Below are 20,310 nucleotides of genomic sequence, written 5' to 3' on the forward strand. Positions count from 1 at the left end.
GCCTGAAAGGGGCAGCGGCCCCTTCTCCCAGGGAGGCTGCCCGTCTGTCGGGCAGGTCGGCCAGCGCCGCCCGGAGCTGCCCGGCCGTCCAGGCCCGCTCTCCCTTGGGGCTGGTGACCGTCTCCCACGGCACGACGCGATCAGCAAGTTGCCTGACACGCCGACCACAGGTCACCGATGAGTTCGACCGGCACGCCGAGTCATACACAGCACAACGAACCTACGGAAAGGACAATCCAATGACTGAGCTGAACGCGGAACTTGCCCGGCGAGCGATCGTCGAACACACCCGACGTCTGGCGGAATCAGCCGCCGCGGCTGGACCTGACGCCGCCGTGCCGACAGCCCCGGAGTGGGCCATCACTGACCTGGTCGAGCACGTGGGCCAGACCCAGCACTGGGTCGCGGAGATCATCGAGCGGCGCATCACCGACCCGACACAGTTGCCCACGGAGATGGCCGTACTCCCCACCGACCCCCGCGAGTGGCAGGGGTGGCTGTCGGATTCCGCGCAGCGGGTCGCGGGCGCCTGCTCCGATGACGCGCTCGACGCGCCGGTGTTCAACCCCGCGGGGGACGAGCGGCCCGGGACGCGATTCTGGATGTCCAGCATGCTCAACGAGGCGGTCGTCCACGGTTTTGACGCAGCCGCCGCGGCGGACCGACCGGCCGACGTTGACGCCGACATTGCAGCCGCGCTCATCAGCAACCACTTCGCGATGCTGACCTCCCCCACGTGGGCGATGCAGCGGCCGAAGTCCGCCCAAGCCATCCGGGGCACCGGGCAGACCCTGCAGTGGCTGGCCACCGACACCACCGACGACGCGGGCGCTTGGTTCGTCGAACGGCGGCCTGACGGGGTGACGTGGCAGCCCGCGACCAAGCAGGCCGATGTGACGGTGACCGGCTCGGCGCGATCGCTGCTGCTGGCCTTGACCCGGCGACTCCCTCTCACCGACCGCGATACCACCAACATCAGCGTCGACGGCGACACCGACCTCGCCCAGCACTGGCTCGACAACACCGCCCATGTCAGCGGCTGACCGGCACCGCCACGATGACACACCGCGAGGCCAGGCGAGCGCAGAAGGCTGCTGAGAGCCAAAGCCGCTGACAGAACGTAGTGGCGATTATAGAGAGATACTTTGGAGCTGGTCGCGCGGACCCGAGTGGGGCCCTGTTCGGACAGTAGCGCGGTCGAGATGAGGGGTTGCTTCTGACAGGCGGTATTCATCGTCTGGGTCATGGCCGCCGACGCAATCCTAAAAGGACAAGGCCGCCCGGCGGCGCCGCCTCGGGCGGTGTCCGGCGTCATCGGGCAGACGGGTGCGGATGAGCCTGGAGACGGTCAGGAGGCGGTGCTGTTGTTCGGGCTGGCCGGGGTGTGGCTGTGGAATGGCTGCCGCCGGGTGATCCAGTAACCCCCGGATGCCCGCCGTGGTTCGGGCAGCAGCCCGATCTGGTGGTAATGGCGCAACGTCCGGACGGTCACGCCGGGCAGCTCGGCGAGCTCACTGCTGAGCACAGGACGCCTCCTCCAGCTTCCGTTCGCGGCCGGGTGCGGTGGCTTGCCGTGCCTGGTTCCGGAACTGTGCGGGCGATGAGCCGACCACGCGGCGGAACGCGGTGCTGAACGCGCTCTCGGACAGGTAGCCCGTGGCCCGTGCGAGCTCGGAGATCGACAGAGTGTCGCGGGTGAGGGCGTCGCGCGCGAGGCTCATGCGCCATTGGATCAGGTACTCCAACGGCGGGACCCCGACGTGGCTCTTGAAGGCCTGGGCGAACGCGGAACGCGACATGTGGCTGATCTCGGCGAGTTCCTTGAGGCTCCAGGAGTGCGCCACGTCCGCGTGCACGGCACGCAGGGCGGCACCGATGCCGTCCTCGTTCAGGGCGCCCAGCCAGCCGGTGGGCCGGTCCGTCTGACCGGCGTGAGCACGCAGCATGTGCACGAGCAGGATCTGTGCGAGGTGGTTCTGCACCAGCGGGCCGCCGGCGGCGGCGATTCCGACCTCGGTGGCCAGGAGATCGATCAGCTGCGCGAGCCGCCTGCCTTGAGGATCGGCCACGCGGACGATCACGAGCGGCGGCAGAAGATCGGTCAGGAGGGCCGCGTTCCTGTCGTCGAACGCGATGTGCCCGACGCAGAGGTAGAGGTCCTCCTCGGACTCCGGGCCGATCCGCACGAACCCGTCTTCGGCACCCGCCCACACCGGCTCCGCAGGGCGCGGGCTTGCGTCGAGCGTGCTGGCCAGCACGTAAGGCGGCGGGTTGCCCAGCATGAAGGTGTCACCCTCCTGCAGGAGCACCGGCTCGTGCCCGTCGAGGATCAACCAGCACGTACCGCGCACGAGGCCCCCGATCCGCACGTGCAGGAACGTGTCGAAGCGCAAAGCCCACTCTCCCACGGCCCGGAGGCTGGGTCCGATCACCGTGCGGGGCCGGAGCAGGCCGATCGCGTCAGCCACTGGATCCCGAAAGCCGAGCACCGAGCCCTCCTTCTGGACGATACGTAAAGAACACCGGACTCTGCATCATGGATAGTATCCCCGATCTCCCGCAGTATCGATATCGAACGGATCGACATCGAGAGAGTGATGGAGACACCCATATGGGACAGCTGGAAGGCAAGACGTCGGTAGTCACCGGGGGCAGCACCGGTATCGGTCTGGCCACCGCCGTACGGCTGGCGGACGAGGGCGCGTACGTGTTCGTCACCGGCCGACGCGAGTCCGAACTGGAGGCCGCAGTCAAGACCATCGGAGCAGACCGGGCCACCGCGGTCGTCGGCGACATCTCGAAGCCGGAGGACCTGGACCGGCTCTACGAGGCGGTCCGGGCGCGAGGCAAGGGTTTGGACGTGCTCGTGGCGAACGCGGCGGTCGGTGCGTTCGTGACGCTGGAGCAGACCACCGAGGAGCACTTCGATCAGACCTTCGCGGTCAACGTCCGAGGCACGCTGTTCACCGTGCAGAAGGCGTTGCCGCTGCTCAACGATGGTGCCTCGATCGTCCTGGTCGGTTCGACGGCCGGCGACCGTGGAGTAGAGGCGTTCGGCGCGTACGCGGCGTCGAAGGCGGCCGTCCGGTCCTTCGCGCGGACGTGGTCCAACGAGCTCAAGGACCGCGGCATCCGGGTCAACGTGGTCTCGCCGGCATGGATCGAGACTCCCGGGGGCACCGCCGCTTTCGGCGACGAGGAGACCGCCCGGGCCGTCAAGGAGAATGTCGCCGCGACCGTGGCCAAGGGCCGCATGGGTCAGCCTGAGGAGGCCGCCGCAGTCGTGGCCTTCCTGGCCTCGGAACAGAGCAGCTACGTCGTCGGCGCGAACATCTACGTCGACGGTGGCACGAACCAGATCTGAGCAGGCACCACACGGTGGGTGGCATCTGAAGCGTCCCACGGTCGTACGGATGCACCCGCCACTCGGCGTCCCGGCTGGCTAGCCACGGCGGGGCGACACGATCGCGGCCTTCATGGTGTGTGGCTAGGGAGGCGAGCCCGCCGCCGTTAATGGGAAGTCCTCGACCACCTGCCAGACCGTGCCGTCGTAGGCCACCAGTTGGACCGCCGCCACACGCGCCGTGACCGGCAGCCCTCGCTCGATCGCCGTCCCCGCCTCGTCGAGGGCGGCGCCGTCGCTCTCGTACCCGACCGAAAGGTGCGACATTACCGTTTCGTACTTGCCCCCGTACGGCCGGGCCTCGGGCCAGCGCGCGGTCACCGCGTGCGTGAGCCGGACGAACGGCTCGCCGGGTGCCGGCTCCAGATACAGCAACTCGGGCAGCCGCCCACACCTGGCGAACACCACCTCGAAAGGCGCATGCCCGGCGAAGAGCCCAGCCAGCGCCTCCCGGTCGACCGCGTCGAGCGGCAGGAACGGGTACATCACCGTCACATGCGCCGGCACCCCGTACGCCGCCGACGGGTCGAGCGCGGTCCGCCACCGGCCCACGACCGGCTCGGCCTCCGGGATCGGCACCACCAGTGCCGTGAGTCCGGCCGGGTAGCGGCCGGTCATATGAGCTTGGCGAAGCGGGTGGCCACCTCGCGCCAGATCGGCGTCGACACCGGCTCGTCGGCCACCGCCCGCGCATAGACCTCGTCCGGGTCGAAGCCGTCGACCCGCCACTCGCGGATACGCGCCGGCAGCACCTCGGGATGGAACTGCACCCCCCACGCCTGCTCCCCGACCCGGAACGCCTGGTACGGGCAGGCCGTGGTCTGCGCCAGCCAGACCGCCCCCGGCGGCAAAGCGGTGACCGCGTCGACGTGGTGCTCGATGGCGGGCACCACCTCGGGCAGGCTGTGGAAGAGCGCGTCGTAGGCGGCTTCGGGCCGCAGCGTCACGGGGAGGCTGCCGTTCTCCGGAGCGCCCGCGTCAGGGGTCACCTCGCCGCCCGCGACCTCGGCCAGCATCTGACCGCCCAGGCAGATGCCGAACAGCGGCACGCCCTCGTCCAGCGCCTGCGCGAACAGGCTCCTGGCCGTGGCCAGCCATGGCGCACGGTCGTCGTCGCTCGGCAGGAAGCCGCCGCCCAGCATGATCATGGCGTCGTGCGACAGCCTGGCAGGGAGTGGGGCGCCGTCATAGGCGGGTACGACGTCCAGCCGCAGCCCGGCCTCCTCCAGCCAGCCGCCGAGGCGGCCGGGGCCGCCACTCCTGCTGTTCTGCACGATCAGCACGTCACGCATCGACACCCTCCAGCGTCGCGATCTCGGTCATCCAGTACGTCATGCATCGACGCCCACCGGCATTGCCATCTCAGTCATTCAGCACGCGACGCCCACCGGCATTGCCAGCTCGGTGACTCAGCACGCGATGCGCCCGGCATCCTCGATTCCGGTCGTCGACGTGCTCACATCAGGCCCGCCGACTGCGCGGTGTGCCGCAGCAGGAGTGCGGTCGTCACCGGGCCTACGCCGCCCGGCACCGGAGTCAGCGCCCCGGCCCGGTCCGCGACCGCAGAGAAGTCCACGTCGCCGGCCAGGCCGCCGTCCTCGGTCGGGTTGGTGCCGACGTCGATGACGACCGCGCCGGGCGCCACGTGCTCCGCCCCGATCAGCCCGGCCCGGCCCACGGCCGCGACCAGCACCTCGGCCGTGGACGTGACGGCCGGCAGGTCGCGGGTGCGCGAGTGGCAGACGGTCACCGTCGCGTTCCGGTCGAGCAGCAGGTGTGCCAGGGGCTTGCCGACCACGGTCGAACGGCCGACGACCACGGCCCGGCGACCCGCCAGCTCGACTCCGTAGTGGTCGAGGAGGGCCAGCACGGCGGCCGCCGTGGCCGGGGCGAACGCGGGCAGCCCGGCGGCCAGCCGGCCCAGGGACAGCGGGTTGGCGCCGTCCACGTCCTTGGCCGGGTCGATGGCGGCGGCCAACTCCTGCGCCGACGCGCCCTGGGGGAGCGGGGTCTGCAGTATGACGCCGTGCACATCGGGGTCGGCGCTGAGCCGTTCGAGCGTCTCGCGGATGCCGGTGGCCGTGGCTTCGGGGCCGAGGTCGGCGAGGTCGAAGGCGATGCCCACGCCTGCGGCGGCCTTGGCGATCGAGCGTACGTACCAGAGGCTCGCCTCGTCGGCGGTCGCGACGACGACGGCCAGCTTCGGCTGCGGCCCGGCGGCCACCCGCGCCGCCGTCTCCGCCCTGATGGCGGCGGCCAGTTCCTTACCCGTGAGCGTCTTCACCCATAGATCCTCTCGCACGGCCCGCCGACCACATGACCATCCCCCCGCCACAGCGCGCCAGAACGGCCTGGGCCGGACGGGGTGCGCCCCCCCAAGGGGAGGCGATGTGCGGCAGGGAGCCGGGTAGCGTCACGTGGCGGTGAGGCCCTCGCGGACCCTGGCCGTCACCCACTCCGCTCTGGCGACCGTCGCGTCCACGTCGGCCAGCCGGGCCCGGAGCCTATGGAGGGCCTTCTCGTCCTTGATGCCGCCCAGGTTGACCTCGACGTTCACCCGCGCGGTCGTGAGCGCGGCGCGTGCCGCCTCGGCCGCCGCGGCCACGTCCGTGACCACGTTGGGGTTGCCGATCGGCAGCAGTTGTTCGCAGAGGTCGACCAGTCGCGTGGCCGTCTCGACGACCCGGGCGGGTGGCTCGGCCGCGCCGACGAGGGCCGCGGCGATGGCCGCGCTGCGCTCGGGGCCCTTCGGCAGCCGGTAGGCGTCCGTGACGGCGGTGAAGGCCGCCGCGTCCTCCTCCAGCAGGCGCAGCGCCCGCGCGCGCATCGTGTCGGTCTCGGCGATCAGCGCGACGATGGTCTCGGCGTGGTCGGTGTACTTCTCCCCGGTGGTGTAGCGGGCGACCATGCCGAGCAGCGCGGCGGCCTGCGCCGCGTGCAGGGCCGCCGTGGCGCCCCCTCCCGGCGCGGGCACGTGTGCGGCGAGCTGGGCGAGGAAGTCGATGATCCTGGAGTCGCGCATGGCGGCATTCTGCCAGGCCACGACCCCGTACCGCTCACTCGCGGTGGATCGGCCGCGTCGCGTCCTCCGGTCCCCGGTACGGCGGGATCACGCCGTAGGTGGGCCCGGCCGGAAGGGGCTGCGGCGTCGACCGCCAGCGCGACGGGAAGGCCGAGCCCACCAGCAGCAGTACGCCGATCATCAGCAGCATCCCGGAGTAGGCCAGGGTCAGGAACCCGCTCCAGATGGCCTCGGGGAAGATCCGCTCGGGCATCAGGTGGAGGCCGCTGACGTCCAGAATCGGCAGGAGCCCGAACGCGGTGAACTCCAGCCCGCCCACCAGCGAGGCGACGGGCGACAGCCGCGAGGCGAGCAGCGGCGCGAGCAGGATTCCCGAGACGACGACCGCGCCGATCCCGGCCCAGGAGATGACGAACTGCTGGAAGCTGCGGCTGAACTCACCGACGCCGTAGAAGAGTCCGACGGCGATCAGCGGAGGGAGGAGCAGTCCCGCGACCAGCCCGAGCGCATGACGGGCACCATTTGACATGATCAACCCCGTTTGTCGGTTTGCGCCACAACCTACCGCGTGGACTCCCTGACGACGAGATCCGGTTGGAACATGATCTGCTGGTGCGCGTGCGTCCCCGGGTTGTCGCACTCGTCGAGCAGCAGTTCGGTGGCCACCCGGCCGAGCTGGTACGTGGGCTGCCGGACCGAGGTCAGCGACACCGTGGAGGCCGAGGCGAAGTCGATGTCGTCGTAGCCGATCAGCGACACGTCCTGAGGCACCCGTACGCCCGCCTGGAGCAGGCCGCGCAGCATGCCGAGCGCGAGCAGGTCGTTGGCGCAGAACAGCGCGTCCGGAAGCGTCCCCTCGGCGAGCAGGGTCTCGGCCGCCTGCTGGCCCGCCTTCGCCGTCATCGCGGGCATCGAGACCTCCAGCAGCTCGCGCGGCTCGCGGCCGGCCGCCGCCATCGCCTGCTCGGCGCCGCGCTTGCGGTCCTGGCACTGGCGGATCACGGGGGGCCCGGTGACGTAGCCGAGGCTGCCCGCGCCGCCCTCCAGCAGGTGGGCGACGGCCATCGAGCCGCCGGTCACGTCGTTCACGGCGACCGCGCACTGGTCGGAGCGCTCGGCCGGATGGTCGACGAGCACCACGCAGATGCCGCGTCCCCGCAGCTGGTCGAGCCGGCCGGGGTCCTCGTCCGACGGCGTGATGAGCACCCCGCGCACCCGCTGCTCGGCGAACACCAGCAGGTTGCGCTCCTCCTTCATCCGGCTGCCCGAGGAGTTGCCGAGGATGACGGCGTAGCCGCGCTCGCTCGCCACGTCCTCCACCCCGGCGGCCACGTCGGTGAAGAACGGGTTGCCGATGTCGATCACGGACAGGCCGACCGTGCGGCTGTGGCCGGCCCGCAGTGTCGAGGCGGAGCCGTGCCTGACGAAGCCGAGCTCTCTGATGGTCGACTCGACCCGGATCCGGGTGGAGTCGGCCACTTTCTCCGGACGGTTGAGCACGTTGGACACCGTGCCGGGCGACACGCCCGCCCGGGCCGCGACGTCCTTGATGCTCACCGTGGTCACGACCCCTCCTCCATCCGTCTCATGAGATGACCTCGGCAGGCTCGGTCATGGGTGCCCCCGTGGCTCGTAGGTGCGCAGGCTCTCACTTCGTCGTACCAGAGCCCGCATGTCGGCCAGGTCGCCGACCAGGTCGCGCGCCCGCGCCTGGACCAGCGCGTTCCCCAGGGCGGCCGCCTCGACGGGCCCCGCGACGACCGGCAGGCCGGTGGCGTCGGCGGTGAGCTGGCACAGCAACGCGTTGCGCGATCCGCCGCCCACCAGGTGGACGACCTCGACCGGCCGCCCGCTCAACCGGACGGCGTCGGCGACGGCCCGCTGGTAGGCGAGGGCGAGGCTCTGCAGGATGCATCGTACGGCCTGCGCCCGATCCTCCGGCGCCGCCTGCCCGGTACGCGCGCAGTAGTCCGCGATCCGGGCGGGCATGTCGCCCGGTGGCAGGAACGACGGATCGTCCGGATCGATGACCGCCTCGGTCCTGGCCTCGGCGGCGGCGGCGAGCAACGGTTCCAGCGCGGGGTCGCCCCACACGCGCAGGCACTCCTGCAGGATCCACAGGCCCATGACGTTGCGCAGGTAGCGGGTGGTGCCGTCGATGCCGGCCTCGTTGGTGAAGTTGGCCAGGCGGCTCTCCTCCGTGAGCACCGGGCCGGGCAGCTCCACGCCGACCAGGGACCAGGTGCCGCAGGAGATGTAGGCGAAGCGGTCACCGGTGGCGGGCACGCCGACCACGGCCGAGGCGGTGTCGTGCGAGCCCACCCGGGCCAGGGAGGTGGTGTAGCCGATCTCGGCGGCCACGTCGGGCCGCAGCTCCGCGACACCGCCATCCGAAATTTCGGGAAATATCCGGCTGGGGAGGCCGAGGCGGTCGATCAGGTCCCAGGCCCAGTCCCGCTTGGTGACGTCGTACAGGCCGGTCGTCGAGGCGTTGGTGCGCTCGGCGCCGCGTTCGCCGGTCAGCCAGTAGCCCAGGAGGTCGGGGATCAGCAGCATCGTCTCGGCCCGGTCCAGCCGGTCGCAGGCGAGCTGGTTGATCGTGTTGAACCGGAGGAACTGCAGCCCGGTCACCTCGTACGGGTCGACCCGCTCGGTCACCTTCTCGGTGCGCCCGTCGCGGTAGTGCACCGGGTTGCCGATCAGCGCTCCGTCACGGTCGAGCAGGCCGTAGTCGATGGCCCACGCGTCGATGCCGACCGACTCGGCGGGGCCGGCCCTGCGCAGCCCGTCGAGCACCCCCTGGTAGAGGGAGAGGATGTCCCAGTGCAGCGTCCCGGCCACGCGTACGGGCCGGTTGACGAAACGGTGTTCCTCTACGAGCCGCACGCTGTCGGCCGAGACGTCGGCACTCATGACCCGCCCGCTGGAGGCGCCAAGGTCCACTGCAGTGAATCGCACCCCCCGATTAAAACGTAACAATCACAAAGACGCCAGAAGACGAGTGAAGGCATTGACGCCTGCTGGTCCAGCGCTTAGATTCCGGGTTCGTCGCGATTAAAACGTTTGTTGTCCGGAGGATGCATGAGTGGTGCCCCCACCCTCGCGCTCGCGAACGTCAGCAAGTCGTTCGGAGCCGTCAGAGCGCTGCGCGACGTCTCACTCGAACTGTTCGCCGGCGAAGCGCACGCGCTCGCGGGCGAGAACGGCGCGGGCAAGTCCACCCTGGTCAAGACGCTCGCCGGCGTCCACCGGCCCGACACCGGCCAGGTCCTGCTCAACGGCGAGCCGGTCGTCTTCGCCGGACCGGCCGACGCCCAGCAGGCCGGCGTGGCGGTCATCTACCAGGAGCCCACGCTCTTCCCCGACCTGTCCGTGGCCGAGAACATCTTCATGGGCCGCCAGCCCCGCCGCACCCTGGGCCGCATCGACCGCAAGGAGATGCACGGCCAGGCACGGCGGCTGTTCGAACGGCTGGGCGTCGCGCTCGACCCCGAGCAGCCCTCGCGCGGCCTGTCCATCGCCGACCAGCAGCTCGTCGAGATCGCCAAGGCCCTGTCCCGCGAGGCCCGCGTCCTGGTGATGGACGAGCCGACCGCCGCGCTGTCCGGCAACGAGGTGGCGCGGCTGTTCTCGGTGGTCGAGGCGCTGCGCGAGCACGGCTGCGCGATCCTGTTCATCTCGCACCGGCTGGACGAGATCTTCTCGCTCTGCCAGCGGGTCACGACGCTGCGCGACGGCGCGTGGATCGCCAGCGAGCCGGTCGCCGGACTCACCCACGACGACCTGGTACGGCGCATGGTGGGCCGCGAACTCGGCACGCTCTACCCCAAGGAGGAGGCCGCCCTCGGCGAGGTCGCCCTCCAGGTGGACCGGCTGACCCGCGAAGGCGTCTTCACCGACGTCTCCTTCCAGGTACGGCGGGGCGAGATCGTCGCGCTCGCCGGACTCGTGGGCGCCGGGCGCAGCGAGGTGGCCAGGGCGGTGTTCGGGGTGGACCGCTGGGACGCGGGCTCCGTCTCGGTGGACGGCCGGCCGTTGCCCACCGGGAGCCCCACCGCGGCGATGGGCGCGGGCCTGGCCCTGGTGCCGGAGGACCGCCGCCAGCAGGGGCTGGTCATGGAGCTGTCGATCGAGCGCAACATCGGCCTGACCGGGCTGGGCTCGCTGCGCAGGGGACTGACGATCTCCCGTACGGCCGAGCGCGACCGGGCCAAGGACTGGGCGGTGCGGCTGCGGCTGAAGTTCGCCCGGCTGAGCGACGGGGTGGGCGTGCTGTCCGGGGGCAACCAGCAGAAGGTCGTGCTGGCCAAGTGGCTGGCCACGAAGCCGTCCGTGCTGATCGTGGACGAGCCGACCCGCGGCATCGACGTCGGCACCAAGGCGGAGGTGCACCGGCTGCTGTCGGAGCTGGCCGGGCAGGGCATCGCGGTGCTCATGATCTCCTCCGACCTGCCGGAGGTACTGGGCATGGCCGACCGCGTGCTGGTCATGCACGAGGGACGGCTGACCGCCGAGCTCTCGCGCGCCGACGCGACCGAGGAGAGCGTGATGAACGCCGCCACCGGGAGGGCCGCATGACGGCCATCATGGGGAGGGCCGCGTGACGACCGCCACCGCGCCACCCGAGCAGACGACGCCCGCGCGCAGCGCCCGCGGCCTCGTCGACCTGGTGTTCCGCGCCCGCGAGCTGAGCCTGGTCATCGCGCTGGCCGCGCTGGTCGGCGTCACGGCCAGCGTCAACGGCAACTTCCTGTCCGGGCAGGGCATCGAGGACATCCTGCTCAACACCGCCACCCTCGCGCTGCTGGCCGTCGGCCAGTCCATGGTGGTGATCACCCGCAACCTCGACCTGTCCGTCGGCTCGGTGGTGGGGCTGGTCGCCTTCGTGACCGGCGACCAGCTGGCCGGCGGCATGGGCATCCTGCCCGCCGTCCTGCTCGGGGTGGCGATCGGCGCGGCCTGCGGGCTGATCAACGGCCTGCTGGTCAGCTTCTGCCGGGTCCCCGCCCTGGTGGTGACGCTCGGCACCCTCTACGTGATCCAGGGCATCGACCACTACATCGCCCACGGGCGGCAGATCAACGCGGTCAACCTGCCGCCGGGGCTGCTGTCGCTGGGCAACGGCTCGGTGCTCGGGGTGCCGTACCTGCCGCTCATCACGCTGGTGATCATGGTGTTGATCGGTTACTACCTGCGGTCCTACCCGAGCGGCCGGGAGTTCTACGCGATCGGCTCCAGCCCGGAGGCCGCCCGGCTCGCGGGCGTGCCCGTCAGGCGGCGGATCCTGCTCGCCTACCTGGTCAGCGGCTGCCTCGCGGGACTGGCGGGGGTGCTCTGGCTGGCCAGGTTCGGCACGGTCATCGCCGACTCCGCGCACGGCTGGGAGCTGCTGGTGGTCAGCGCGGTCGTGGTCGGCGGCGTCGCGATCACCGGCGGCGTCGGCAGCGTGTACGGCGCGGCGCTCGGCGCGCTCCTGCTCACCACGATCGGCAGCGCGCTGGTCGTGCTCCGGGTCAACCCGTTCTGGCAGCAGGCCATCACCGGCGCGCTGCTCCTGCTGGCGATCAGCGTCGACCGGGTGCTCGCCCTCAGACTGGCCCGCCTGCTCAGGAACAGGAGCCGTCATGGCTAAGGTCTTGCGCTGGGACGTGCTGGTCGGCGCGCTGCTGATCGCCGTGTTCGCGGCCGGTTCGCTCACCTCGCCCGGCTTCGCGACCGTCGACAACCTGTCGTTCGCGCTCGGGGACCTGGGCGAGATCGCGCTCATCGCGCTGGCCATGACCATGCTGGTGGTGGCCGCCGAGGTGGACCTGTCGGTCGCCTCGGTGCTCGGGCTCTCCAGCGCGCTGGTCGGCTCGCTGTGGGACGGCGGCATGGCCATCGAAGTGATCATCCCGATCGCCGTACTGACCGGGGCCGTATGCGGGCTGGTCAACGGCCTGCTGGTGACCCGGCTCGGGCTGCCGTCGCTGGCCGTCACGATCGGCACGCTCGCCCTCTACCGCGGCCTCGCCTACGTCGTGCTCGGGGACCGGGCGGTCGCCCAGTTCCCGCCGAGCTACACCGCGCTCGCCGTCGACGACGTGCCCGGAACGCCCATTCCCTATCCGATAGCGGTGTTCGTCCTGCTGGCCGCGATCGTGGGCGTGGTCCTGCACGCCACCGGCTTCGGCCGGGCGCTGTACGCGATCGGCGCCCAGGAGCAGGCCGCGTTCTTCGCCGGGATCCGCGTCAAGCGCATCAAACTGCTGCTCTTCGTCATCTCCGGCACCGTCGCCGCCTTCGCCGGCGTCGTCTTCACGCTCAGGTACGGCTCCGCCCGCGCCGACAACGGCGTGGGCATCGAACTCGCCGTCATCGCGGCCGTCCTCCTGGGCGGCGTCGACTTCGACGGCGGCAAGGGCACGCTCGGCGGCGTCATCGCCGGTGTGCTGCTCATCGGGTTGCTGCGCAATCTGCTCATGCTCGGCGACGTCTCGACCGAGATCCAGTCGATCGTCACCGGACTGCTGCTCATCGTCTCGGTGCTCACCCCCCGTCTCGTCTCGCTCGTCAGGCCAGCTCTGAAAGGATCCCCATGACCCCGATGCGCCTGACCGCTGTGACCGCGCTGCTTGCTCTTGGCGTGGCGGCTTGCAGCGGTACGACCAAGTCGAACGTGACCTCCGCGCCCGCGCCGGCGCCCGCCTCCTCTTCCGCCGCCGCCAAGGCCGACCCGAACGCCCCGATCAAGCAGGGACTGAAGCTCGCCTTCCTGCCCAAGGCGATCAACAACCCCTACGAGACGATCGTCGACAACGCCGGCATCGAGGCGGCCAAGGAGTATCAGGGCGAGGCCAAGGAGGTCGGCCCGTCCGACGCCTCCGCCTCGTCACAGATCTCCTACATCAACACGCTCACCCAGCAGGGCCATGACGCGATCCTCATCGCCGCCAACGACGCCAACGCCGTCTGCGGGCCGCTCCAGCAGGCCCGCGCCAAGGGCATCAAGATCGTCGCGTACGACTCGGACGCCGCCCCGGAGTGCCGTGACCTGTTCATCAACCAGGCCAGCTCGGAGGAGGTCGGCCGTAGCCAGGTCAAACTACTCGCCGGGATGATCGGCAACAAGGGCGACATCGCCATCCTGTCGGCCACCGCGAACGCCACGAACCAGAACACCTGGATCAAGTTCATGAAGGACGAGCTCGGCAAGCCCGAGTACAAGGACATGAAGCTGGTCAAGGTGGCCTACGGCGACGACGACGACCAGAAGTCGTTCACCCAGACGCAGGGCCTGCTGCAGGCGTACCCGAACCTGAAGGGGATCATCTCCCCGACCACAGTCGGCATCTCGGCCGCGGCCCGGTACATCTCCGGCTCCAAGTACAAGGGCAAGGTCGTGCTCACGGGGCTCGGGACGCCGAACCAGATGCGGCAGTTCGTCAAGGACAAGACCGTGGAGAAGTTCGCGCTGTGGAACCCGAAGGACCTCGGCTACCTGGCCTCCTACGCCGCCGCCGCGCTGGTGTCGGGGCAGATCACCGGGGCCGAGGGGGAGACGTTCAAGGCGGGCAAGCTGGGCGAGCGGACGATCGGCAAGCAGGGCGAGGTCATCCTGGGCCCGCCGTTCACGTTCGACGCGGCGAACATCGACCAGTTCGACTACTGACGGATTTTTGATTCCTAGTAGGTCCGGCGCCGTCCTGGGCGCCGGACCCCCCGGCGCCGCGAGGGTCCGTGCGGGGTGGATATGAGAGGAGGTTGGTTATGGAGCGGGTTTGTTTTGTGTTGAGAGTCCGGCCCGAGCGGCTCGACGAATACACCGAGCGGCACCAGGCCGTCTGGCCGGAGATGCTCGAAGCGCTGACGAAGGCCGGGTGGCGTAACTACTCGTTGTTCCTGAGCGACGACGGACTGCTGGTGGGCTATCTGGAGACCGACGACTTCAAGGCGGCTCAGCAGGCGATGGCCGAGACCGGTGTCAACGCGCGCTGGCAGGCGGAGATGGCTCCCTTCTTCGAGGCCGGACGGCCCGACGAGGGGCTGCTCACGCTGGCCGAAGTTTTCCACCTGGCTTGAAATCTTGCTCGAAATCTGGGGAAAAAGATGATCAAGGATCAGCTGCGGCAGCAGCGCATCGAGACGCCGTCCTGGGCGTACGGCAACTCCGGCACGAGGTTCAAGGTGTTCGCCCAGCAGGGCGTGCCGCGCGACCCGTACGAGAAGCTGGCCGACGCGGCCCAGGTGCACCGCTACACCGGCGTCGCGCCGACCGTGGCGCTGCACATCCCGTGGGACAAGGTCGACGACTACGCCGACCTCGCCCGGCACGCGACCGAGCAGGGGGTGACCATCGGGGCCATCAATTCCAACGTCTTCCAGGACGACGACTACAAGCTCGGCAGCGTCACCCACCCCGACCCGGCGGTACGGCGCAAGGCGCTCCAGCACCTGCTCGACTGCGTCGACATCATGGACGCCACCGGGTCCGACACGCTCAAGCTGTGGTTCTCCGACGGCACCAACTACCCGGGCCAGGACGACATCAGGGCCCGTCAGGACCGGCTCGCCGAAGCCCTTGCCGCGGTCTACGAGCGGCTCGGTGAGGAGCAGCGCTTCCTGCTGGAGTACAAGCTGTTCGAGCCCGCCTTCTACATGACCGATCTGCCCGACTGGGGCACCGCCTACGCGCACTGCCTCAAGCTCGGAGACAAGGCGCAGGTCGTGGTCGACACCGGGCACCACGCGCCCGGCACCAACATCGAGTTCATCGTGGCGTTCCTGCTGCGTGAGGGCAAGCTCGGCGGCTTCGACTTCAACTCGCGCTTCTACGCCGACGACGATCTGATGGTCGGCGCGGCGGACCCGTTCCAGTTGTTCCGCATCATGTTCGAGGTCATCGGCGGTGGTGGGTACACCAACGAGACCGCGTTCATGCTCGACCAGTGCCACAACATCGAGCCCAAGATCCCCGGCCAGATCCGCTCGGTGATGAACGTCCAGGAGGCCACCGCCAAGGCGCTGCTCGTCGACCGCGACGCGCTGGCCGCCGCCCAGCGGGAAGGTGACGTGCTGGGCGCCAACGCCGTGCTCATGGACGCCTACAACACCGATGTCCGCCCGCTGCTCGGTGAGCTGCGGGAGGAGATGGGGCTCGCGCCCGACCCGATGGCCGCTTACGCCAAGTCCGGATACTTCGAGAAGATCGCCGCCGACCGTGTCGGCGGTAACCAGGCAGGCTGGGGGGCCTGATGTCTGACGCCATGAACGAACTGCTCGAAAGAGCGCACACGCTCGGCTCCGATCCGCGCAACACCAACTTCGCCGGCGGCAACGCCTCCGCCAAGGGCACCGAGAACGACCCGGTCACGGGCCAGGACGTGGAGCTGCTCTGGGTGAAGGGCTCCGGCGGCGACCTGGGCACGCTCACCGCCGGCGGCCTGGCCGTCCTGCGCCTGGACCGGTTCAGGGCGCTGACCGGCGTCTACCCGGGCGAGGAGCGCGAGGACGAGATGGTGGCGGCCTTCGACTTCTGCCTGCACGGCAAGGGCGGCGCCGCACCGTCGATCGACACCGCCATGCACGCCCTGGTCGACTCCGCCCACGTCGACCACCTCCACCCCGACTCCGGCATCGCGATCGCCACCGCCGCCGACGGCCCCGAGCTGACCGCGCGCATCTTCGGCGACCGGGTCGTCTGGGTGCCGTGGCGGCGGCCCGGCTTCCAGCTCGGCCTCGACATCTCCGCGATCAAGGCCGCCAACCCGCAGGCCATCGGCTGCATCCTGGGCGGCCACGGCATCACCGCCTGGGGCGAGACGAGCGCCGAGTGCCAGGCGAACTCCCTGGAGATCATCCGTACCGCCGAGCAGTACATCGCCGACCACGGCCGCCCGGACCCGTTCGGCGCCGTCGTCCACGAACCCCTGCCGGAGGAGGCCAGGCACCGGCGCGCGGCCGAGCTCTTCCCCGCGATCCGCGGCCTGGCCAGCACCGACGCCCGCCAGGTCGGCCACTACACCGACTCGCCCGAGGTGCTCGACTTCCTGGCCCGCGCCGAGCACCCGAGGCTCGCCGCGCTCGGCACCTCCTGCCCCGACCACTTCCTGCGCACCAAGGTCGCCCCCCTCGTCGTGGACCTGCCGCCGGACGCGCCGCTCGCGGACGTCCTGACCCGGCTGGGCGAGCTGCACACCCAGTACCGCGCGGACTACGCCGCCTACTACCAGCGCCACGCGGCCCCCGACTCGCCCCCGATGCGCGGCGCCGACCCGGCGATCGTGCTGGTGCCCGGGGTCGGCATGTTCAGCTTCGGCAAGGACAAGCAGACCGCCCGGGTGGCCGGGGAGTTCTACGTCAACGCGATCAACGTGATGCGCGGCGCCGAGGCGCTGTCCAGCTACCAGCCGATCGAGGAGTCGGAGAAGTTCCGCATCGAGTACTGGGAGCTGGAAGAGGCCAAGCTGCGCCGCCTGCCCGCGCCCAAGCGGCTGGCCGGGCGCGTCGCGTTCGTGACCGGCGGCGGCTCCGGCATCGGCGCCGCCACCGCCAGGCGGCTGGCGGCCGAGGGCGCGTGCGTGGTGGTCGCCGACCGCGACCTGGGCGCCGCGGACAAGGTGGCCGCCGAGCTCGGCGGCGCCGCCTACCGGCCGCAGGACGTCGCGATCGCCGTGGGCGTGGACGTGACGTCCGAGGAGCAGATCGCCGAGGCGGTACGCCAGGCGGTCCTCGCCTTCGGCGGCGTCGACCTGGTGGTCAACAACGCGGGCCTGTCCTTGTCGCGCTCGCTGCTGGAGACCACGCTCGACGACTGGAACCTGCAGCACGACGTGATGGCCCGCGGCTCGTTCCTGGTCTCCAGGGAGGCCGCGCGGGTCCTGCTGAGCCAGGGCATGGGCGGCGACATCGTCTACATCTCCTCCAAGAACGCCGTCTTCGCCGGGCCGAACAACGTCGCCTACGGCGCGGCCAAGGCCGACCAGGCCCACCAGGTACGCCTGCTCGCGGCCGAGCTGGGCCCGCACGGCATCCGGGTCAACGGCGTCAACCCCGACGGCGTCGTACGCGGCTCGGGGATCTTCGCCTCCGGCTGGGGCGCCAACCGGGCGGCCGTCTACGGGGTCGAGGAGGAGCGCCTGGGCGAGTTCTACGCCCAGCGCACGCTGCTCAAGCAGGAGGTACTGCCGGAGCACGTGGCCGCGGCGGTGTTCGCGCTCACGGGCGGGGAACTGTCGCTGACGACCGGGCTGCACATCCCGGTCGACGCGGGAGTGGCCGCCGCCTTCCTGCGCTGACGCTCGTACGCCGGGAATGCGCCCCCTCCGCTCTGGGGGCGCGTTCCCGCCGAAGCCCCGACCTGTCACGGCGGCATACCCCGCCCACGACCGAAAGACCGGAAGAGGAGATCAAGAAGACATGACGCTCGAACGGATCCCCGCGCGGCCCACCAAGGTCGGGCTCGTGGCGGGCGGGCTCGGCGCGTACTGGCCGCAGTTCCCCGACCTCCTGCCCCAGCTGGAGCGCTCGTCCGCGCGCGTCTCCGAGCGCATGGGCACGCTCGGCTGCGAAGTGGTCGACGTCGGCTTCATCTCCGACGCCCAGCAGGGCGCGGCCGCGGCCGAACGGCTGCGGGAGGCGGGCTGCGACCTGATCGTCGGCTTCCTCACCACCTACATGACCGCCACCATGCTGCTGCCGATCGCCCAGCGCAGCGGCGCTCCGGTGCTGCTGATCAACCTGCAGCCGTCGGAGTCGATGGACCACGAGACGTTCGACACCGGGCAGTGGCTGGCCTACTGCGGCGCGTGCCCGCTGCCGGAGATGGCCAACACCTTCACCAGGGCCGGGATCCCGTTCCGATCGGTGTCCGGCTACCTGGAGGACGAGCGGGCCTGGGCGCGGATCGAGCGGTGGGTGAAGGCGGCGGGCGTACGGGCCACGCTGCGCGACGGGCGGCACGGGCTGATGGGCCACCTCTACCCGGGCATGCTCGACGTCGCCACCGACCTGACGCTGGTGCCGGTCAATCTGGGCGGGCACGTGGAGGTGCTGGAGTTCGACGACCTGCGCGTACGCGTCGAGAAGGTCACCGACACCCAGGTCAAGGAGCGGATGGAGCTCGCGCGGGAGGTGTTCGAGCTGGCCGACACGGTCGTGCCCGAGGACTTCGAGTGGGCGGCCCGCGTCTCGGCCGGGCTGGACCAGCTGGTGGCCGACTTCGAGCTGGACAGCCTCGCCTACTACCACCGCGGGCTCGACGGCGAGATCCACGAACGGCTTGGCGCGGGCATGATCCTCGGCTCCTCACTGCTCACCGCGCGGGGCGTCCCGGCGGCGGGGGAGTACGAGCTGCGGACCTCGCTGGCCATGCTGATCATGGACCGGCTGGGCGGCGGCGGCTCGTTCACCGAGCTGCAGGCGCTCGACTTCCTGCGCGGTCATGTCGAGATGGGCCACGACGGGCCCGCCCACCTGGCGATCAGCTCGCGCAAGCCGCTGCTGCGCGGCCTGGGCGTCTTCCATGGCAAGCGCGGGTGGGGCGTGTCGGTCGAGTTCGACGTCGCGCATGGGCCGGTGACGGCGTTCGGGCTGCTCCAGCGGCGTGACGGGCGGTTCGGCTTCGCCGTGTCGGAGGGTGAGACCGTGGACGGGCCGCACCTCAAGATCGGCAACACCACGTCGCGCGTCGACTTCGGCCGCGATCCGGGGGAGTGGACGGACGACTGGAGCGCCACCGGCATCTCCCACCACTGGTCCCTCGGTACTGGCCACCGCGCCGCCGAACTGCGTGCTCTGGCCGACCTCATGGGCGTGGAAGTAGTCGAAGTCTGACATTTCGCACTATTTCCTCAGAAATAGCTGTGAACCGGCTCTTTGGGCCTTTGCCGGGCTGGGGGGCGAGGGCATCGTGGGCCGCATGAGATCAGCGATCCTCACGACCGCGCTCTGCGCCCTGCTCGCCACCTTGCCCGGCACGCCCGCGTCGGCGGCCACGCCGCCCGGCGCGATGGCGCAGGCGGCCACACGGCCTGACGCTATGACGCTGCCTGACACGATCGCGCTCCCCAACGGCTTCCGGCCTGAGGGGATAGCGATCGGCAGTCGGCCCGTGGCCTACCTCGGCTCCCTGGCGAACGGCGACATCTACCGCGCCGACCTGCGCACCGGCCAGGGCGCCGTCGTCAGCAAGGGCCCCGGCACCCCTTCGGTCGGGCTCAAGCTCGACTCGCGTAACCGCCTGTTCGTCTCCGGTGGCACCGCCGGGAACGCCCGGGTGATCGACGTCCGTACCGGAGCGGTGCTCAAGTCGTACCCGCTGGCCACCGGGGCGTCGTTCGTCAACGACGTCGTGCTCACGCGGGACGCGGCCTGGTTCACCGACTCCACCAACCCCGTCCTGTACAAGGTGCCGCTCGGCCGGCACGGCGCACTGCCCGACCAGGCGGTATCGGTGCCGCTCACGGGCGCCATCCAGTACACGACCGGCAACAACGCCAACGGCATAGCCCCGACCCCCGACCGCGAGAGCCTGCTCATCGTCCAGTCCAACGTCGGCAAGCTCTTCAAGACCGACCCCGCCACCGGCGTCACCACGGAGGTGAACCTGGGCGGCGAGTCCCTGGTCAACGGCGACGGCCTGCTGCTGGACGGCCGGACACTGTACGTGGTGCAGAATCGGCTCAACACGGTCACCGTCATCCGCCTGACCGCCGACGGCTCGTCCGGCCAGGTCGTGAACCGGCTGACGGACCCGCGCTTCGACGTCCCCAGCACCGTGGCGTCGTTCGGCAACCGGCTCTACCTGCCCAACGCCCGCTTCACCACGACTCCCGCCCCCGACACGACGTACACGGTGAACGCGATCACGGCCCCACGCAACCACTGACCTGGCCGTGCGCGCTGC

The 20,310-nt window shown here is 70.5% G+C and carries 19 protein-coding genes and 1 pseudogene; 11 read left to right on the forward strand and 9 right to left on the reverse strand.

What is annotated here, in order from left to right; genetic code table 11:
• Nucleotides 1-239 precede the first annotated feature (239 nt).
• On the forward strand, nucleotides 240-1,043 hold the full coding sequence (locus ACGFJ2_RS05245) for a maleylpyruvate isomerase N-terminal domain-containing protein (RefSeq protein ID WP_393464871.1): 804 nt from the start codon (nucleotides 240-242) through the stop codon (nucleotides 1,041-1,043).
• 374 nt (nucleotides 1,044-1,417) lie between these two features.
• Here the strand turns inward: ACGFJ2_RS05245 and ACGFJ2_RS05250 are convergent.
• Nucleotides 1,418-1,525 (reverse strand): annotated as a pseudogene (locus tag ACGFJ2_RS05250) (MerR family DNA-binding transcriptional regulator); the annotation flags it as partial.
• A complete protein-coding gene (locus tag ACGFJ2_RS05255; RefSeq protein ID WP_393464874.1) occupies nucleotides 1,512-2,489 on the reverse strand; it encodes an AraC family transcriptional regulator in 978 nt (325 codons plus the stop codon). The pseudogene ACGFJ2_RS05250 and the gene ACGFJ2_RS05255, both read right to left, overlap by 14 nt.
• A gap of 122 nt (nucleotides 2,490-2,611) precedes the next feature.
• On the opposite strand from ACGFJ2_RS05255, the gene ACGFJ2_RS05260 reads away from it, so the two are divergent.
• Nucleotides 2,612-3,364 carry an SDR family NAD(P)-dependent oxidoreductase gene (locus ACGFJ2_RS05260; protein WP_393464877.1) on the forward strand — a complete coding sequence of 251 codons (753 nt, stop codon included), beginning with the start codon at nucleotides 2,612-2,614 and terminating at the stop codon, nucleotides 3,362-3,364.
• Nucleotides 3,365-3,487: 123 nt separating this feature from the next.
• Here ACGFJ2_RS05260 and ACGFJ2_RS05265 read toward each other — a convergent pair whose 3' ends face one another.
• The 7 genes from ACGFJ2_RS05265 to ACGFJ2_RS05295 form a co-directional block, all read right to left on the reverse strand.
• Entirely contained in the window at nucleotides 3,488-4,021 is a 534-nt protein-coding gene (locus tag ACGFJ2_RS05265) for a 2'-5' RNA ligase family protein (protein ID WP_393464880.1), read from the reverse strand.
• On the reverse strand, nucleotides 4,018-4,695 hold the full coding sequence (locus ACGFJ2_RS05270; RefSeq protein WP_393464883.1) for a type 1 glutamine amidotransferase: 678 nt from the start codon (nucleotides 4,693-4,695) through the stop codon (nucleotides 4,018-4,020). Before ACGFJ2_RS05270 ends, ACGFJ2_RS05265 begins: the two co-directional genes overlap by 4 nt.
• Before the next feature lie 164 nt (nucleotides 4,696-4,859).
• On the reverse strand, nucleotides 4,860-5,687 hold the full coding sequence (locus ACGFJ2_RS05275) for a bifunctional 5,10-methylenetetrahydrofolate dehydrogenase/5,10-methenyltetrahydrofolate cyclohydrolase (RefSeq protein WP_393464886.1): 828 nt from the start codon (nucleotides 5,685-5,687) through the stop codon (nucleotides 4,860-4,862).
• A 129-nt stretch (nucleotides 5,688-5,816) separates the two neighbouring features.
• Nucleotides 5,817-6,425 (reverse strand): cyclodeaminase/cyclohydrolase family protein, encoded by a 609-nt coding sequence (locus tag ACGFJ2_RS05280; protein WP_357955827.1) that lies wholly within the window; start codon nucleotides 6,423-6,425, stop codon nucleotides 5,817-5,819.
• Between the two features lie 34 nt (nucleotides 6,426-6,459).
• Nucleotides 6,460-6,954: a hypothetical protein gene (locus ACGFJ2_RS05285; protein ID WP_357955824.1), complete on the reverse strand. Its 495-nt coding sequence runs from the start codon at nucleotides 6,952-6,954 to the stop codon at nucleotides 6,460-6,462.
• 32 nt (nucleotides 6,955-6,986) lie between these two features.
• Entirely contained in the window at nucleotides 6,987-7,991 is a 1,005-nt protein-coding gene (locus ACGFJ2_RS05290) for a LacI family DNA-binding transcriptional regulator (protein ID WP_357955821.1), read from the reverse strand.
• A 45-nt stretch (nucleotides 7,992-8,036) separates the two neighbouring features.
• A complete protein-coding gene (locus ACGFJ2_RS05295; RefSeq protein WP_393465304.1) occupies nucleotides 8,037-9,338 on the reverse strand; it encodes a rhamnulokinase family protein in 1,302 nt (433 codons plus the stop codon).
• Nucleotides 9,339-9,506: 168 nt separating this feature from the next.
• Between ACGFJ2_RS05295 and ACGFJ2_RS05300 the strand changes: the two genes are divergently transcribed.
• The 9 genes from ACGFJ2_RS05300 (at nucleotide 9,507) to ACGFJ2_RS05340 (ending at nucleotide 20,292) form a co-directional block, all read left to right on the forward strand.
• Entirely contained in the window at nucleotides 9,507-11,003 is a 1,497-nt protein-coding gene (locus ACGFJ2_RS05300) for a sugar ABC transporter ATP-binding protein (protein ID WP_393464891.1), read from the forward strand.
• A 22-nt stretch (nucleotides 11,004-11,025) separates the two neighbouring features.
• The gene (locus tag ACGFJ2_RS05305) at nucleotides 11,026-12,057 is read left to right on the forward strand and encodes an ABC transporter permease (RefSeq protein ID WP_357955815.1); all 1,032 of its coding nucleotides are present in this window, start codon (nucleotides 11,026-11,028) and stop codon (nucleotides 12,055-12,057) included.
• A complete protein-coding gene (locus ACGFJ2_RS05310) occupies nucleotides 12,050-13,006 on the forward strand; it encodes an ABC transporter permease (RefSeq protein ID WP_357955813.1) in 957 nt (318 codons plus the stop codon). The genes ACGFJ2_RS05305 and ACGFJ2_RS05310 overlap by 8 nt, the downstream gene beginning before the upstream one ends.
• Nucleotides 13,003-14,076, forward strand: a complete 1,074-nt coding sequence (gene rhaS, locus ACGFJ2_RS05315) for a rhamnose ABC transporter substrate-binding protein (protein WP_357955812.1) — start codon at nucleotides 13,003-13,005, stop codon at nucleotides 14,074-14,076. Before ACGFJ2_RS05310 ends, rhaS begins: the two co-directional genes overlap by 4 nt.
• A gap of 98 nt (nucleotides 14,077-14,174) precedes the next feature.
• Nucleotides 14,175-14,486: an L-rhamnose mutarotase gene (locus ACGFJ2_RS05320; RefSeq protein WP_357955810.1), complete on the forward strand. Its 312-nt coding sequence runs from the start codon at nucleotides 14,175-14,177 to the stop codon at nucleotides 14,484-14,486.
• 27 nt (nucleotides 14,487-14,513) lie between these two features.
• Nucleotides 14,514-15,659: an L-rhamnose isomerase gene (rhaI, locus tag ACGFJ2_RS05325; RefSeq protein WP_357955808.1), complete on the forward strand. Its 1,146-nt coding sequence runs from the start codon at nucleotides 14,514-14,516 to the stop codon at nucleotides 15,657-15,659.
• A complete protein-coding gene (locus ACGFJ2_RS05330) occupies nucleotides 15,659-17,701 on the forward strand; it encodes a bifunctional aldolase/short-chain dehydrogenase (protein WP_357955807.1) in 2,043 nt (680 codons plus the stop codon). Before rhaI ends, ACGFJ2_RS05330 begins: the two co-directional genes overlap by 1 nt.
• Nucleotides 17,702-17,822: 121 nt before the next feature.
• Complete coding sequence (locus ACGFJ2_RS05335; protein WP_225297993.1) at nucleotides 17,823-19,238, forward strand: L-fucose/L-arabinose isomerase family protein; 1,416 nt, start codon at nucleotides 17,823-17,825, stop codon at nucleotides 19,236-19,238.
• Between the two features lie 85 nt (nucleotides 19,239-19,323).
• Nucleotides 19,324-20,292, forward strand: coding sequence for an SMP-30/gluconolactonase/LRE family protein (locus ACGFJ2_RS05340; RefSeq protein WP_393464898.1), 969 nt, complete (start codon nucleotides 19,324-19,326; stop codon nucleotides 20,290-20,292).
• Nucleotides 20,293-20,310 lie beyond the last annotated feature (18 nt).

Origin of the sequence: Nonomuraea sp. NPDC049028, assembly GCF_043197735.1 — a bacterium.
Taxonomy (GTDB): Bacteria; Actinomycetota; Actinomycetes; order Streptosporangiales; family Streptosporangiaceae; genus Nonomuraea.